Annotated in this window: 13 protein-coding genes and 2 pseudogenes; 8 read left to right on the plus strand and 7 right to left on the minus strand. The window is 65.8% G+C overall.

The genetic code is table 11. The features are described from left to right. Positions 1-64: 64 nt before the first annotated feature. Positions 65-3,058, minus strand: coding sequence for a bifunctional proline dehydrogenase/L-glutamate gamma-semialdehyde dehydrogenase PutA (gene putA, locus NW75_RS20190; RefSeq protein WP_081988847.1), 2,994 nt, complete (start codon positions 3,056-3,058; stop codon positions 65-67). Between the two features lie 122 nt (positions 3,059-3,180). Between putA and NW75_RS20195 the strand changes: the two genes are divergently transcribed. The 4 genes and pseudogenes from NW75_RS20195 (at position 3,181) to NW75_RS20210 (ending at position 5,327) form a co-directional block, all read left to right on the plus strand. Next, the gene (locus NW75_RS20195) at positions 3,181-3,615 is read left to right on the plus strand and encodes a MaoC family dehydratase (protein WP_171010471.1); all 435 of its coding nucleotides are present in this window, start codon (positions 3,181-3,183) and stop codon (positions 3,613-3,615) included. 180 nt (positions 3,616-3,795) lie between these two features. After that, a pseudogene (locus NW75_RS20200) lies at positions 3,796-4,236 on the plus strand (DNA polymerase III subunit chi). Positions 4,237-4,353: 117 nt separating this feature from the next. Beyond that, positions 4,354-4,776 carry a nucleoside-diphosphate kinase gene (gene ndk, locus NW75_RS20205; RefSeq protein WP_033967186.1) on the plus strand — a complete coding sequence of 141 codons (423 nt, stop codon included), beginning with the start codon at positions 4,354-4,356 and terminating at the stop codon, positions 4,774-4,776. 20 nt (positions 4,777-4,796) lie between these two features. Further along, positions 4,797-5,327: a GNAT family N-acetyltransferase gene (locus tag NW75_RS20210; RefSeq protein ID WP_310066437.1), complete on the plus strand. Its 531-nt coding sequence runs from the start codon at positions 4,797-4,799 to the stop codon at positions 5,325-5,327. Here NW75_RS20210 and NW75_RS20215 read toward each other — a convergent pair. The 4 genes from NW75_RS20215 to purM form a co-directional block, all read right to left on the minus strand. After that, positions 5,305-5,967 (minus strand): hypothetical protein, encoded by a 663-nt coding sequence (locus NW75_RS20215; protein ID WP_052192543.1) that lies wholly within the window; start codon positions 5,965-5,967, stop codon positions 5,305-5,307. The genes NW75_RS20210 and NW75_RS20215 overlap by 23 nt on opposite strands. Next, on the minus strand, positions 5,964-6,341 hold the full coding sequence (locus NW75_RS20220; RefSeq protein ID WP_033967188.1) for an MmcQ/YjbR family DNA-binding protein: 378 nt from the start codon (positions 6,339-6,341) through the stop codon (positions 5,964-5,966). Before NW75_RS20220 ends, NW75_RS20215 begins: the two co-directional genes overlap by 4 nt. Continuing rightward, positions 6,338-6,847 (minus strand): phosphoribosylglycinamide formyltransferase, encoded by a 510-nt coding sequence (gene purN / locus NW75_RS20225; RefSeq protein ID WP_052192546.1) that lies wholly within the window; start codon positions 6,845-6,847, stop codon positions 6,338-6,340. The genes NW75_RS20220 and purN overlap by 4 nt, the downstream gene beginning before the upstream one ends. A 165-nt stretch (positions 6,848-7,012) precedes the next feature. Further along, positions 7,013-8,122, minus strand: coding sequence for a phosphoribosylformylglycinamidine cyclo-ligase (purM, locus tag NW75_RS20230; protein ID WP_033967191.1), 1,110 nt, complete (start codon positions 8,120-8,122; stop codon positions 7,013-7,015). A gap of 62 nt (positions 8,123-8,184) precedes the next feature. On the opposite strand from purM, the gene NW75_RS20235 reads away from it, so the two are divergent. The 4 genes and pseudogenes from NW75_RS20235 (at position 8,185) to NW75_RS20250 (ending at position 13,772) form a co-directional block, all read left to right on the plus strand. After that, positions 8,185-9,447: a hypothetical protein gene (locus NW75_RS20235; protein ID WP_033967192.1), complete on the plus strand. Its 1,263-nt coding sequence runs from the start codon at positions 8,185-8,187 to the stop codon at positions 9,445-9,447. A gap of 19 nt (positions 9,448-9,466) precedes the next feature. Then, positions 9,467-10,090: an HdaA/DnaA family protein gene (locus NW75_RS20240; RefSeq protein WP_033967193.1), complete on the plus strand. Its 624-nt coding sequence runs from the start codon at positions 9,467-9,469 to the stop codon at positions 10,088-10,090. Further along, a complete protein-coding gene (locus NW75_RS20245; protein ID WP_033967194.1) occupies positions 10,087-12,264 on the plus strand; it encodes an RNA degradosome polyphosphate kinase in 2,178 nt (725 codons plus the stop codon). The genes NW75_RS20240 and NW75_RS20245 overlap by 4 nt, the downstream gene beginning before the upstream one ends. Positions 12,265-12,271: 7 nt before the next feature. Next, positions 12,272-13,772 (plus strand): annotated as a pseudogene (locus NW75_RS20250) (Ppx/GppA phosphatase family protein). A gap of 14 nt (positions 13,773-13,786) precedes the next feature. Here NW75_RS20250 and NW75_RS20255 read toward each other — a convergent pair. Beyond that, a complete protein-coding gene (locus tag NW75_RS20255; RefSeq protein WP_137902329.1) occupies positions 13,787-14,020 on the minus strand; it encodes a hypothetical protein in 234 nt (77 codons plus the stop codon). 73 nt (positions 14,021-14,093) lie between these two features. Further along, entirely contained in the window at positions 14,094-14,345 is a 252-nt protein-coding gene (locus tag NW75_RS20260) for a hypothetical protein (RefSeq protein WP_156143091.1), read from the minus strand. Positions 14,346-14,385 lie beyond the last annotated feature (40 nt).

The raw sequence follows: 14,385 nt of genomic DNA on the forward strand, positions 1-14,385 counted from the left end.
CCCCCCACCCCCTTCAATCCCCTCCCTTCCCAGGGAGGGGAGGCCCCAGCGATCTCAGGCGCGCCTAAATCCCGCCCTCGTCAAGGCTCAGCAGCGTCGCATTGCCGCCTGCGCTGGTCGTGTCGACCGAGACCGCACGCTCCACCACGAAGCGGTGGAGATAGTTGGGTCCGCCCGCTTTGGGACCAGTGCCCGACAGTCCCTCGCCGCCGAAGGGCTGCGAGCCGACCACCGCGCCGATCATCGACCGGTTGACGTAGAGGTTGCCGACTTCGGCCAGCGCTTCGGTCTCCTCGGCGGCGCGCGCGATGCGGCTGTGCAGCCCCATGGTCAGGCCATAGCCCTTGGCATTCACGCTACGGATCGTTTCGGCAAGCTTGCCCGACGGCCAGGTGACGACATGCAGGATTGGGCCGAACCATTCGGCGGTAAGGTCCTCGATCCGCGACAGCCCGATCAGCGTCGGCGGCACGAACAGCCCCTCGGCCGGCGCGTCCAGCGTCTTCAGCACGGTCGCGCCCGCACGATACGCCATGAGCTTGTCATAGGCGGCCTGGTCGATCACCGGGCCGACATCGGTCGCAGGATCGCCCGGATCGCCGAGGCGCAGCGTGTCCATCGCACCCTTCAGCATTTCGATCGTCGTCTCGGCGATTTCCTCCTGCAGCAGCAGCAGCCTGAGCGCCGAGCAACGCTGCCCGGCCGAGCGGAAGGCCGAGGTGACGACATCGGCCACGACCTGTTCGGGCAAAGCGGTGGAATCGACGATCATCGCGTTGATCCCGCCAGTCTCGGCGATCAGCGGCACGATCGGGCGCGCGTCGTCTTCCAAGAGCGAGCGGGCGATTTTTCGCGCGGTTGCGGTGGAACCGGTAAAGGCGACGCCCGCGATGCGCGGATCGGCGGTGAGCGCGGCGCCAACCTCAGGCCCTCCCGGCAGCAGGATCAGCGCATCGCTCGGCACGCCCGCTTGATGCGCCAGCGCCACCGCGCGCGCGGCGATGCGCGGGGTTTGCGGGGCGGGCTTGGCGACGACGGTGTTGCCCGTCACCAGCGCCGCGACGGTCTGGCCGAGGAAGATCGCCAGCGGGAAATTCCACGGCGCAATCGTCGCCCACACCCCGCGCCCGGCATAGCGCAACACGTTGCGCTCGCCCGTCGGCCCGGGCAGTTCGACCGGCTGCAACCCATCGCGCGCGGCGCGTGCGTAATACCGACAGAAATCGACCGCCTCGCGCACCTCTCCGAGCGCATCCGGGATCGTTTTGAACGCTTCCGACACGCAAATCGCCATCAATTCGTCGCGATGCGCCTCCAACAGATCGGCCAGCCGCTCCACGATCGCGCAGCGATCCTCAATCGACCGCCCAGCCATGCGGGGAAGGCCGCGGCGGCAGTACCAACGGCCTTTTTTCGCCTCTTCCTTCCTGCCTTTGTGGCTTTGTGCGAGATCATCTTTTTGCTCGGGCAAAGACACAAAGCCACGAAGAGAAGAAACCGTCTCGCCCAAGGTCGTACGATCCGCGAGGTCGACCCCGGCGGAGTTTTTGCGCTCCGCGCCGAACAGGTCGACCGGCAGCGGGATGCTCGGGTGCCGCGCACCGCCGACGGCAGCGATCTTCGCCACAGGGTCGGCCAGGATCTCGGCCTCGGTCAGCCGCTCGTCGGCGAGTTGATGGACGAAGGACGAATTCGCGCCATTCTCCAGCAAGCGCCGCACCAGATAGGCCAGCAGATCGCGATGCCCGCCAACCGGCGCATAGACGCGGCAGTGATAGCCCTGCTCGCGCACTAGCCGCTCATACAGCCCGTCGCCCATGCCGTGCAGCCGCTGGAATTCGAAGTCGCGGCTGTTGCCGGCCCATTCCATGATCGTCGCCACCGTCAGCGCATTGTGGCTGGCAAAGGCCGGGCGGATGTTGGGCGCATCGAGCATGTCGCGCGCCACCGCCAGATACGACACGTCGGTCGCCGCCTTGCGCGTGAACAAGGGATAATCGGACAGCCCCTCGACTTGCGCGCGCTTGATCTCGCTGTCCCAATAGGCCCCCTTCACCAGCCGCACGTTCATGATGCGGTCGAGCGCGCCCGCCCACGCGACGACTGGCCGCGCGCGCTTGCCATAAGCCTGCACCGCCATGCCGAAGCCGTCCCAGCCCTTCAGGCTCGGCAGCGCGGCGACCTTGCCGATGATGTCGAGGCTCATTTCCAGCCGCTCGCTCTCCTCGGCATCGACCGTCAGCGCGATACCCTTGCCCGCCGCTTGCACGGCCAGCGCCTCGAGCATTTCGGTCAGCGCCGGCACGCATTCCTCCCAGCGCGCGACTTCATAGCGCGGGTGCAGCGCCGACAGCTTGACCGAGATCGAATGCCCCGCCGCCGGATCGCGCCCGACCGCATCCACCGCATCGGTATAAGCGCGGAAATAGCGCTGCGCATCGTCATGCGTCCGCGCCGCCTCGCCCAGCATGTCGAAGCTCGCGGTAAAGCCCTTATGCTCGGGCTTTTTCATCCGCTTCATCGCTTCGTCGATGGTGCGGCCCATCACGAAAATCTCGCCCATCATCCGCATCGCAGCGCCCACCGCCTGGCGCACGAACGGCTCGCCTGCACGGGCAATCAGGCGGCGCAACGCACTTTGCGCCTGCCCCTCCCCCACCAAAGCGCGGCCGACCACCAGCCCCCAGGTCGCCGAATTGACCAAAGTCGAGTTGGATTTGCCGGTGTGCGCGCGCCAATCGGCATCGCCAAGCTTGTCGGCGATCAGCAGATCGGCGGTCTCGGGGTCGGGCACGCGCAGGAACGCCTCGGCCAGCGACAGCAGCGCGACGCCCTCGGACGAATTGAGCCGATATTCCTGCAGGAACTGGTTGACCCAGCCCTTCCCTTGCGCCGCGCGCAGGTCGGCGAGCAGCCCCAAAGCATGGCCCATCACCCGTTCGCGCGACTCGGGGGTGAGCGCGGCACGGTCCAACAGGGGCTTTAGAACATCGGGTTCGCTCGCGCGGTGGAGATTGCCCATGGATTTACGGGCGGTGGACGCTACGTCAAAGGTCATGTTCCGGTTTCCGGTCGGTGTGAGGCTTGCGCGCAGGCACGGCGGATGCCATTTGCTTGGCCGCGCCTATGCGACGAAATCAGCTTCAGGGGAATGCCGTGACGACCGTTACAGTCCAGGAAATGGCAGGCCGGATCGGCACCGAACAGGTGTCCGACTGGGTCGAGGTCAGCCAGGAAATGATCGACAAGTTCGCCGATGCGACTGGCGACCACCAGTTCATCCACGTCAACCCGGCAATGGCGGCGATGACCCCGTTCGGCGGCACCATCGCGCACGGCTTCCTCACGCTGTCGCTGATGCCGCTACTGTCGTCCAAGATCATCGACGGCGTCGAGATCGAAGGCGTCAAGATGGGCGTCAATTACGGGGGCAACAAGGTCCGCTTCCTGCAGCCCGTCCGCTCGGGCAAGCGCGTGCGCGGTCGTTTCAAGCTCTTGAGCTTCGACGAAAAGCGCCCCGGCCAGTGGCAGCAGACCAACGAATTCACGGTCGAGATCGAAGGCGAGGACAAGCCCGCAATGATCGCCGAATGGATCAGCCAGATTTTCGTTTGATGTAACCCATTTCCCCTCCCGCTCGCGGGAGGGGTTAGGGGAGGGCGGTGTTTCGGGTCGAACGGGTGCCAGCGATGGATTTCCCTCCCCCAGCCCAGTTCGGGGTCGGATGTGCCCCCAGCACATCCTCGACAGCGCGGGGCGCTGTCGACCCCGAGCTCGCAAGCGGGAGGGGAGTAGGTGCAAGTCGATTTCTACCATTTGACGCTCCAGCGCTCGACCGCGTGCTGCCGCGCATTGCCGAGCGCGTGGTCGAGGGGGGCGGGCGGTTGCTGGTGGTGGCGGAGAGCGTCGACCAGCGCGCCGCGCTCGACCGCTTGTTGTGGACCTATGCCGCCGACAGTTTCCTGCCGCATGCGCAGGCCGACGGGGGAGGGCGATGCGGCGCAACCGATCCTGATTGCCGAGCAGCCGGTCGCGGCGAACACCGCACGCAACATCGCGATTGCCGATGGCCTGTGGCGCGAGGAAGCGCTGGGCTTCGACCGCGCTTTCCATTTCTTCGACGAAGACCGCATCGGCGCGGCGCGGGTGGCGTGGAAAGCACTGACCGATCGTCCCGGGATCGAACGGCGGTATTGGAAGCAAAATGACAATGGCCGTTGGGAGCAAGCGGCCTGAGGGTTGCCCAGAGGCTTGCCCAGAGACTTGCCCAGAGACTTGCTTTGCCGCGCCCCCGCGACTAGGGACACGCGACTTTCCAAATCCCCCACCTATCAACACAGGAGCTTCACGGTCATGGCCGCGAACCGCACGTTTTCGATCATCAAGCCCGACGCCACGCGCCGCAACCTGACGGGTGCCGTCACCAAGATGCTCGAGGAAGCCGGCCTGCGCGTCGTCGCCTCCAAGCGCATCCAGATGACGCGCGAGCAGGCCGAAGGCTTCTACGCCGTCCACAAGGAACGCCCGTTCTTCGGTGAGCTGGTCGAGTTCATGATCTCGGGCCCGGTCGTCGTGCAGGTTCTCGAAGGCGAGAACGCGATGCAGCGCAACCGCGACATCATGGGCGCGACCAACCCCGCCAATGCCGAGCCGGGCACGATCCGCAAGGAACTGGCCGAATCGATCGAAGCCAACACCGTTCACGGTTCGGACTCGGACGAAAATGCGGCGATCGAAATCGCCTATTTCTTCAAGCCCGAAGAAATCGTCGGCTGATCCAGCCGATGCAATGGCGCGTGCGACAGGCAGGTGTGGCGGATGCCGACCTGCTGTCGCTCGTCGCCAATGCGACATTTCTTGATACCTATGCGCCGTCTTTGGAGGGCGCAGATTTGCTCGCGCATTGTCTCAAGAACAATCGCGCCGAGGCCTTTGCGATCTGGCTCGCCGACCCGGCAACCATCGTGACCGTTGCCGAGATCGAACCGGGCCATGCGCCGCTCGGGTACGCGGTTTTAACCACCCCCAATTTTCCGATCGCGCTGGAGCCGACCGATGTCGAGCTGCGCCGCATCTATTCGCTGCGCCAGGCGCATGGGACCGGCATCGGCGCCGCGCTGATGGCGCGTGCCATCGAGGATGCCGCCCGGATGGGCGCGCGTCGGCTGTTGCTTGGCGTGTGGGAGCACAATGCGCGGGCGCGTGCTTTCTATGAACGGCACGGCTTCCGCGTGATCGGCACGCGCGAATTCCAGGTCGGCAGCGAAGTGCACATCGACCCGATTTACGCGCTGGACCTTTCGGTCAGGATTTCGGCTTCGGCTTGACGCTGGCCCACACCGCATCGAGCCGGGCTTGCGTGCCGCCCAGTTCGTGCAGCCGCAGACTTTCCAGCTTGAGCGAACGGCCGAACGGGAAGCCGCCCTCTGCCTTCCAGCCAATATCATAGATGCCGCGCGTGGTGCGCGGGGTGTCGCCGTCCCAATAGGTGAGCGCGATGAGGACGGGCAGGCGGCCGGTTTTCTTTTCCATGGCCCCATCGGTTGCCTTCAGCACTTCATGCTCGAACCAGCCGCGCTCGATCGTATCGCCGACGGTATCCTTGCTGCCGATGCCGAGCTCGCTCGGGAAGGTAACGGTGGCATCGCGGATCGGGTGGCGGTCGTCATGCTGGAGCAGCAAAGCCGTGCCGTTGGCCGCGGGCACCGCGCGCACGTCGAAGCGCGAGGAGTCGCGCTGCGCCTTGACCGCGGCGACCCGCTTGTCGGCCTGGTCGGCGCGGTGATCCGACCAATTGAGATACAGGCTACCGCCCGCGATCAGCAGGCCTGCGACGGCGATGAATTCGCCGAGGTTGATCCAGCGCCGCCGCGTTGCTGCGGCTTCCGCCTTGGCGACGGCTTCGGTCGCCGCGACCTGGATTGCGGGGTCGTGCTGGGGCGGGGTTTTCGTGATGTCGTCGCTCATCGTCCACCCGCTTCCAGCAAGCGCCGCGGCGCCACCAATTCCCAACTGATCGCGATCCGGTCGCCAATGCGGTCCCAGTCGACCTCTTCGCGATCGAGCCGCATCGCAATCCAGCCAGATGGCCCGAGATAGGGCGGGCTATAATAACACTCCGGGTCCAGCTCGATCAGTATCGCTTGCTCGTCGCGGCCAGTGGTCTTGACGATCACCACGGTTTCGCCGTCGCCATGATGGTTATGCCAGAAATAGGCGAAGAACTTGCCCTTTTCGATCAGGAAGCCCGGCGACCCGTGCGATGCTCGCTCGACCGTTTCCGGCAGCGCCAGGGCGAGCGCGCGGACCTTGGCGAGCGGGATGTCGGGATCGGGGCTCATCGCGTGACGAAGTCTGCCAGAACCGAGGGGTAAAGGCCATGCTCGGCCGCAAGCACGCGCGCGGCGAGGGTGTCGGCGGTGTCGCCGGGGAGGATCGGCACTTCGGCCTGGCCGAGCACTTCGCCGCCATCGAGCTCCTCGGTGACGACATGGACCGAGCAGCCCGCCACCGCATCGCCCGCCGCGATCGCGCGGGCATGGGTGTCGAGGCCCTTATATTTGGGCAGCAGCGAGGGGTGGATGTTGATGATCCGCCCACGCCAGCGCGCGACGAAATCATCGGACAGCAAGCGCATATAGCCAGCGAGCGCGATCACCTCGACCCCGGCGGCGCGGAGCGCAGCGTCGATCGCGGCTTCATAGTCGGCCTTGGGAATGCCCTTGGGCGATTGGGTGAAGGTGGCAAGGCCCCGGTCGCGCGCCCAGGCGATGCCGGCGGCATCGGGCTTGTCCGAGGCGACCAAAGCGACGTCATAGCTGCGTGCGTGCTCGACCAGCGCCATCATGTTGGAGCCGCGGCCCGAGAGCAGGATGCCGACCTTCCGGTTCAAGACTCCCCTCCCGCCTGCGGGATGGGTTGGGGGAGGGGCGTGTCTTCACGCGATGCGATGCTGTTGGAGGTCAGGCCCTCCCCCAGCCCCTCCCGCGTGCGGGAGGGGAGCAGGCGCGCGTCACCCATGATTGTGCGTCGCGGTCCAGGCGCTACGACCGCCCCAGGTTTCCAGCGAGCCCGTCACGGTGCAACCGCGCACGCCCGCTTGGACCGCGCCGATGGTGAACACGGTTTCGCCCGCCGCAGTCAACGCTGCCGTCACCGCCTCGACCTGATCGGGCGCGACGGCGGCGACCATGCCGATGCCGCAATTGAAGGTGCGCGCCATTTCCTCGGGCTCGATATTGCCCTGCGCTTGCAGGAACGCCATCAGCCGTGGCTGCGGCCAGGCATCGGCATCGATCCGCGCGTGGACGCCTGCGGGCAGCACGCGCGGCACATTCTCGAGCAAACCGCCGCCGGTGATATGGGCAAGGCCCTTGATCCGGCGCTCGGCCAGCAAGGGCAGCAGTGACTTCACGTAAATGCGCGTGGGTGCCATCAGCGCGTCGATCAGCAGCACGTCGGCATCGAACAGCGCCGGGCGTGCCAGCTTCCAGCCCTTGTCGGCAGCGAGGCGACGGACCAGTGAGAAGCCGTTCGAATGCACGCCCGACGAGGCAAGACCCAGCAGCACGTCTCCCGGCGCAATGTCCTGCCCGGTCAGCACGCGGTCCCGCTCGACCGCGCCGACGCAGAAGCCAGCGAGGTCATAGTCATCCGCGGCATACATGCCGGGCATTTCCGCAGTCTCGCCGCCGATCAGCGCGCAGCCCGCCTGGCGACAGCCTTCGGCAATCGAAGCGATCACGCGCTCCGCCACCGCCGGATCGATCTTGGCCGTCGCATAATAATCGAGGAAGAACAGCGGCTCGGCACCCTGCACGATCAGGTCGTTGGCGCACATCGCGACCAGATCGATTCCGACTCCATCATGCGCATTGTGGTCGATCGCCAGTTTCAGCTTGGTGCCGACGCCATCGTTCGCGGCGACCAGCAACGGATCGACGAAACCCGCCGCCTTGAGATCGAAAAAGCCACCAAAACCGCCGAGTTCGGCATCCGCGCCCGATCGTCGGGTCGACTTGGCGAGCGGCGCAATCGCCCGGACCAGGGCGTTGCCCGCTGCAATCGAGACGCCCGCTTGGGCATAGGTGTAGGACGTCGCGTCCGGGTTCGTATCGCTCATGATGCCCGCCTAGCCATATCCTGCTTGGATTTCCACGCCTCCTTCGCCAAAAGGGCGCCGACATGTCGATCCGCTGCTTTTCCCGCCCCCTGCAATTTGCCGCAGCGCTTGCCCTTGCGGCGACCGGTGGGCTTGTGCTCGCGCAAGTCGACGATCCCGATCAGGGGCTGGCGGCTGCCGACAGCTCGGGCAGCTATGAGGTCAGCGGCATCGCCGTGGATGTTGTCGGCAAAACCGCCGATGCCGCGCGCTATGCCGGCTGGCGGATCGCACAGCGCAAGGGCTGGGCAATGCTCGCGCAGCGCATGGGCCAAAGCGCCACGGCACTCTCCGACGGTGCGCTTGACGGAATGGTGTCGGGGATCGTCGTCGAGGACGAGCAGATCGGCCCCAACCGCTACGTCGCACGGCTCGGCGTGCTGTTCAGCCGTGCGAAGGCCGGTGCAATCCTGGGGATTGCGCCCGAGGCGGCACGATCGGCCCCAATGCTGACGATTCCGATCGAGATCAGCGGCGGCGTCGCCACGGGCTTCGAGCAAAAGACGGCGTGGCAGGACGCGTGGCGGCGCTATCGCACCGGCAACAGCACGGTGGATTATGTTCGGCCGAGCGGCACCGGCGGTGACGCGCTGTTGCTGACGCTGGGGCAGGTCGAGCGGCCCGGTCGCGGCTGGTGGCGCGTGGTGCTCGATCAATATGGCGCGAACGACGTGCTCATCCCCAAGGTCACACTGCGTCGGGAATGGCCGGGCGGGCCGATCATCGGCATGTTCGAGGCACGGCACGGCCCGGATAACCGGTTGCTCACGCAATTTTCGCTCCGCGTCGACCGGGCCGATGCGTTGCCCGTGCTGCTCGACGCCGGGGTCAAGCGGATCGACGATACCTATCAGGCGGCGCTGCACGCGGGGCTGCTGGGGACCGATCCCGGCCTCGCTTTTGTTGCGCCGGTCGTTGCCGCGACACCGACCGATACGCCAAGCGATGTCGGTACCGGCGACGTCGCGGCTGGCACTCAACCGGGTGCGAGCGGCAGTGTGATCACGATTCAAGTCGATACGCCCAGCGCGGGCTCGGTCACCGCGACCGAATCGGCATTGCAAGTGGTGCCGGGGGTGCGCTCGGCCGTCACCACCAGCCTTGCCATCGGTGGCGTGTCGGTGATGCGAGTCGGCTTCGATGCCGATCCCGCTGTGTTGCGCGCTGCGCTGGAGGCGCGCGGCTGGACGGTGGTTGCCAGTGGCTCGACGCTGCGCATCCGGCGCTCGGGGCAGCCATCCGCAGGCGGGCAAGCAGCCCCGCCGGCTGATAACACGACGGGTTGACGGGATGCTTCCGGCCCAAATGGCATTGCCGCTCGACTGGCCTGCCGATCCGCGTGACGACGAATTTCTGATTGGTCCATCGAACGCCCGCGCGGTGCAGCAGCTCGAGCGCTGGAGCACCTGGCCGGTGATGGCCGTGGTGGTCACAGGCCCACGCAAATCAGGCCGGAGTCTGCTCGCCCGGATCTTCGCCGCCAAGACCGGTGGCGGTTTGATCGACGATGCCGAACGGCAGAACGAGACGGCGATTTTCCATGCCTGGAACCGCGCACAAGAGGATCGCCGCCCGGTCGTGATCGTCGCCGATGCGCCGCCGCCGGAATGGTCGATCAAGCTCCCCGATTTACGCTCGCGGCTGAGCGCAAGCCCGACGATCCGGATCGGCGATCCGGACGAGAGCCTGATGCGCGCGCTGTTCGAGCGGCAGTTCCTGCGGCGCGGGCTCGATGCCCGGCCGGAGTTGATTCAATGGCTCGTGGTCCGGGTCGAGCGCACGCATGTTGCGCTGCTACGCGCGGTCGATGTGCTCGATCAAGTCGTGCTGGAAAGCCACAAACGCTTGTCGATTCCGCTCGCACGGGCCACATTGGAGGAAGCGGGGTTGATCCCCGGTCGCGCACCCGAATCGATGGAAAACCCATGACCCGACCCGCCCATATTGCGAGCCTGGACCACGACGACGACCCCTTTGCGGGGAGCGAGGGCAGCGACCGGTATTTCAATCGCGAGCTGTCGTGGCTCGCCTTCAACCGGCGTGTGCTGGAGGAAGCGTGCAATACGGCGCACCCGCTGCTGGAACGGCTGCGGTTTTTGTCGATTTCGGGCTCGAACCTCGATGAGTTTTTCATGGTCCGAGTGGCTGGCCTGAAGGGGCAGCAGCTTCAAGATGTCGCCCGCTTGTCGAGCGACGGGCTCACCTCGGGACAGCAACTCGCCGCGATCGTCGCCGAAGCCGACGCTCTGGTGACGAGCCAACGCGACGTGTGGCGCGACCTGCGTCGCCAGTTGGCCGAGACCGGCATCGCCGTGCTCAGTTCGCGCACGATCGACGAAGCGCTGTCACCCGAAGACCTGCACTGGCTGGAAACGCAATTTCGCGAACAGCTCTTCCCGATCCTCACGCCGCAAGCGCTCGATCCGGCACATCCCTTTCCGTTCATGCCCAATAAGGGGCTGGCGGTGATGTTCGATCTGGTGCGGATTTCGGACGAGCAGCCGATCCGCGAACTGGTGATGATCCCGGCACCGATGCCGCGCTTCATCCGCTTGCCGGGGGAGAAGGCCCGCTATGTCGCGGTCGAATCGCTGGTGAAGCGCTTCGCGCCGTTGGTGTTCCCCGGCTACCGCGTCATCGGCGGTGCCGAGTTCCGCGTGCTGCGCGACAGCGACATCGAGATCGAGGAAGAGGCGGAGGATCTCGTCCGCTATTTCGCCAATGCCATCAAGCGCCGCCGTCGCGGCCGGGTCATCCGGCTCGAGCTGGAAAGCGGGATGCCCGAGGGGCTGGGCGCGGTACTGCGCGACGAGCTTGGCGGATCGGATGCCTTCGTCACTGAAAGCGGAGCGTTCCTGGGCGTCGGTGACTTGGAGGCGATCGTCGATGAGGATCGTCCGGACCTGAAATTCACGCCCTTTTCGCCGCGCTTCCCCGAGCGCATCCGCGAATATGGCGGCGACTGTTTTGCCGCGATCAGCGCCAAGGACATTGTCGTCCACCACCCGTATGAAACCTTCGACGTGGTGCTGGCCTTCCTCAAACAGGCCGCAGCGGACCCCGACGTGGTCGCGATCAAGCAGACGCTCTATCGCGCCGGCAAGCAGCCCGCCGTCATCAACGCGCTGATCGCCGCCGCCGAGGCCGGCAAATCGGTGACTGCGGTGGTCGAGCTGAAGGCGCGCTTCGATGAGGAGCAGAATCTGCTCTGGGCGTCGGCGTTGGAGCGGGCCGGGGTGCAGGTCGTCTATGGCTTCATCGACTGGAAGACCCATGCCAAGGTCTCGATGGTCGTCCGCCGCGAGAACGGGCAATACCGCACCTACTGCCATTTCGGTACGGGCAACTATCACCCGATCACAGCGAAGGTGTATACCGACCTCAGCTTCTTCACCGCCGACCCGCGGCTCGGGCGCGATGCCGCGCAGATGTTCAACTACATCACCGGCTATGTCGAACCCGAGAATATGACGCTGATCAGCTTGTCGCCCCGCGACTTGCGTCCGCGCCTGATGCGGCTGATCGACGCCGAGATCGCCAATGCGCGCGAGGGCAAACCCGCCGCAATCTGGGCCAAGATGAATTCGGTGGTCGATCCCGCCGTGATCGAGAAATTGTACGAAGCCTCAAACGCAGGGGTCGAGATCGACCTGATCGTACGCGGAATTTGCTGTCTGAAGCCCGGCGTCCCCGGCATGTCCGAGAATATCCGCGTCAAATCGGTGATCGGCCGCTTCCTCGAACACAGCCGCATCTGGGCGTTCGGCAATGGCAAGGCCTTGCCCAATGACGGTGCCAAGTTGTTCATTTCCTCCGCCGACTGGATGCAGCGCAATTTCGACCGGCGGATCGAATATATGCTGCCGATCGAGAATCGGACTGTTCACAAACAGATTCTCGACCAGGTGATGGTCGCCAATCTGATCGACAATGAGCAAAGCTGGGAATTGCAGGCCGATGGCAGCTATGTGCGCGTTCAGCCGGGCGAGCGACCATTCAACCTGCACCGCTATTTCATGACCAATCCGTCGCTGTCCGGTCGCGGTGCCTCGCTCGCCGCAAGCGGGTCGGTGCCGAAGCTGTCGCTGCGAAACCGGCGTTAGTCGCCCGATGGCGACGCTTCTGTTCCGCAAGGCGAAACCCGAAATCACGGGAGAACCACGCACCGGCATCATCGACATCGGGTCCAACTCGATCCGTCTGGTCGTCTATCAAGGCCCGGAGCGCTTGCCCGCGATCCTGTTCAACGAAAAGGTGATGGCAGGACTCGGTCGCGGCCTAGCCGAGACCGGGACGATCGCCGAATCGGGGCTTGCGGTTGCCAGTGACGCCCTGGCACGCTTCGCCGCCGTCGCGCGCGAGATGGAGGTGACGCGGCTGCGCACCGTTGCAACCGCTGCTGTGCGCGATGCGACCAACGGCAAGGTCCTGCTCGACACGGCGCGCGATCTCGGGCTCGAGGTCGAGCTCCTGTCCGGCGAACAGGAAGCAACGGCGGCCGGACACGGTGTCTTGTCGGCGATCCCCGCGGCCGATGGGATCGTCGGCGACCTTGGCGGCGGCAGCCTCGAGCTGATCCGCATCAGCGGCGGCAAGGTGGGCGAGCGCGTCTCTTTCCCGCTTGGCGTGCTGCGGCTCGGCGCGTTGCGGGACAAAGGGCAGGGCGCTCTCCAGCGCCAGGTCGCGCGCTTGCTCGACGCCGCCGGGTGGACCGGCAAGGGCGCAGGGCTGCCGCTGTATCTGGTCGGCGGATCGTGGCGCGCACTGGCACGACTGGATATGCATCTGGGCAGCTATCCGCTGCCCGTCATCCACGAATATGCGATGTCGGCCGAAGCGGTCGCGCGGATGGGGCGCACGATCAGCCATGTGAACAAGGCCTGGCTCCGCGCGATCCCGGGCCTGTCGGCGGGGCGCGCCGCGACGCTGGGCGATGCGACCGCCTTGCTGGTGGTGTTGCTCAAGCATTTGCAGATCGAGACGACGATCGTCTCGGCCTTCGGCTTACGCGAGGGGCTGCTGTACGGCGCGCTCGACGAAAGCGTGCGCGCGCAGGACCCGCTGATCGTCGCAACGCGTGATGAAGGGCGGCGGCATGGCCGCTTTGCCGAACATGGCGATTTGCTCGATGGCTGGATCGCGCCGCTGTTCACGCGCGATGCGCCGGACATGGCGCGACTACGGCTTGCAGCATGTTTGCTTGCCGATGTCGGCTGGCGTGCCAACCCGGAATTTCGCGCCGAACGCGGGGTCGAAATCGCGCTGCATGGCAATTGGGTCGCAATCGATGCGCGCGGCCGCGCGCTGGTGGCGCAGGCGCTCTACACCAGCCTTGGCGGCGGCACCGAAACGCCCGCGCCGCTGGGCGTTCTCGCGACACCGGCGGACTTGCGCCACGCGGTGTTGTGGGGGCTGGCGATGCGGCTGGGCCAGCGAATGAGCGGTGGATTGGCCGGGCCGCTGCAACGCTCGTCGCTCGCCGATGATGGCAACACGCTCACGCTCAGCGTCGCGTCGGGGGGATCTGGCACTTTACAGCGAAACGGTGGAACGTCGGCACTCGGCGCTTGCTACCGCGCTCGGGCGCAAGGCACTGATCCTGGCGCGGTAGCGCCTGCGGTCGCGTCAATGGTCGGTGCTGGGCTCCGATGAAGCGGTCGTCATTGCTTTCATCGCAGCGGTCATGGCGGCCTCAACCTGTGCTTGCGCAGCCGCGATCGCGTCCCGTTGCTGCTTCATGGCAACCTCGATCGCCGATTGCACAGCGCCCGTCGCGATGTGTTGCTGTTGTTGTGCGGCCTCCATTGCAGCTTGCACTGCGGCCATCGCGGCCTGGTGCTGTTGCTGGGCGGCGGCCATCCCTCCTTCTACCGCATCTTGCGCCGGTCGCTGCGAGTCGCCTTGCCCGGCGTGCGGTTGCGATGGATCCTGCTCAATCATAAGTGGTACTCGCTTTGGGCGCGGCGGCGTCTGAACCCGAGGGGTGATCTTCGCGCACATAGTCCTGGGAGATCGCGACAACCATCCGCAGCGTTTCGATCGCCTTCGTAATCAGATGCTGCCCTTCCTTAGCAGCCTCCAGATAGATGCGATCGTTGGTTGCAAAAAAGCGCGCCAGCCCGGCTGCGGATGCCGCTGTGGCAATCATCGTGGAATTGCGCAGTGCATCGGTGGCATCCTGCACCGCGATACTAAGCGCCAGCCTGATTTGCGGGTCGGCATTC

It is taken from the genome of Sphingomonas sp. Ant H11 (genome assembly GCF_000797515.1).
Lineage (GTDB): Bacteria > Pseudomonadota > Alphaproteobacteria > Sphingomonadales > Sphingomonadaceae > Sphingomonas.

Coding starts and splice junctions, on each gene's coding strand:
- putA (WP_081988847.1), bottom strand. CDS start 3,058: ATGACCTTTGACGTAGCGTCCACCGCCCGTAAATCCATGGGCAATCTC.
- NW75_RS20195 (WP_171010471.1), top strand. CDS start 3,181: ATGGCAGGCCGGATCGGCACCGAACAGGTGTCCGACTGGGTCGAGGTC.
- ndk (WP_033967186.1), top strand. CDS start 4,354: ATGGCCGCGAACCGCACGTTTTCGATCATCAAGCCCGACGCCACGCGC.
- NW75_RS20215 (WP_052192543.1), bottom strand. CDS start 5,967: ATGAGCGACGACATCACGAAAACCCCGCCCCAGCACGACCCCGCAATC.
- NW75_RS20220 (WP_033967188.1), bottom strand. CDS start 6,341: ATGAGCCCCGATCCCGACATCCCGCTCGCCAAGGTCCGCGCGCTCGCC.
- purN (WP_052192546.1), bottom strand. CDS start 6,847: ATGATGGCGCTGGTCGAGCACGCACGCAGCTATGACGTCGCTTTGGTC.
- purM (WP_033967191.1), bottom strand. CDS start 8,122: ATGAGCGATACGAACCCGGACGCGACGTCCTACACCTATGCCCAAGCG.
- NW75_RS20235 (WP_033967192.1), top strand. CDS start 8,185: ATGTCGATCCGCTGCTTTTCCCGCCCCCTGCAATTTGCCGCAGCGCTT.
- NW75_RS20240 (WP_033967193.1), top strand. CDS start 9,467: ATGGCATTGCCGCTCGACTGGCCTGCCGATCCGCGTGACGACGAATTT.
- NW75_RS20245 (WP_033967194.1), top strand. CDS start 10,087: ATGACCCGACCCGCCCATATTGCGAGCCTGGACCACGACGACGACCCC.
- NW75_RS20255 (WP_137902329.1), bottom strand. CDS start 14,020: ATGGCCGCCGCCCAGCAACAGCACCAGGCCGCGATGGCCGCAGTGCAA.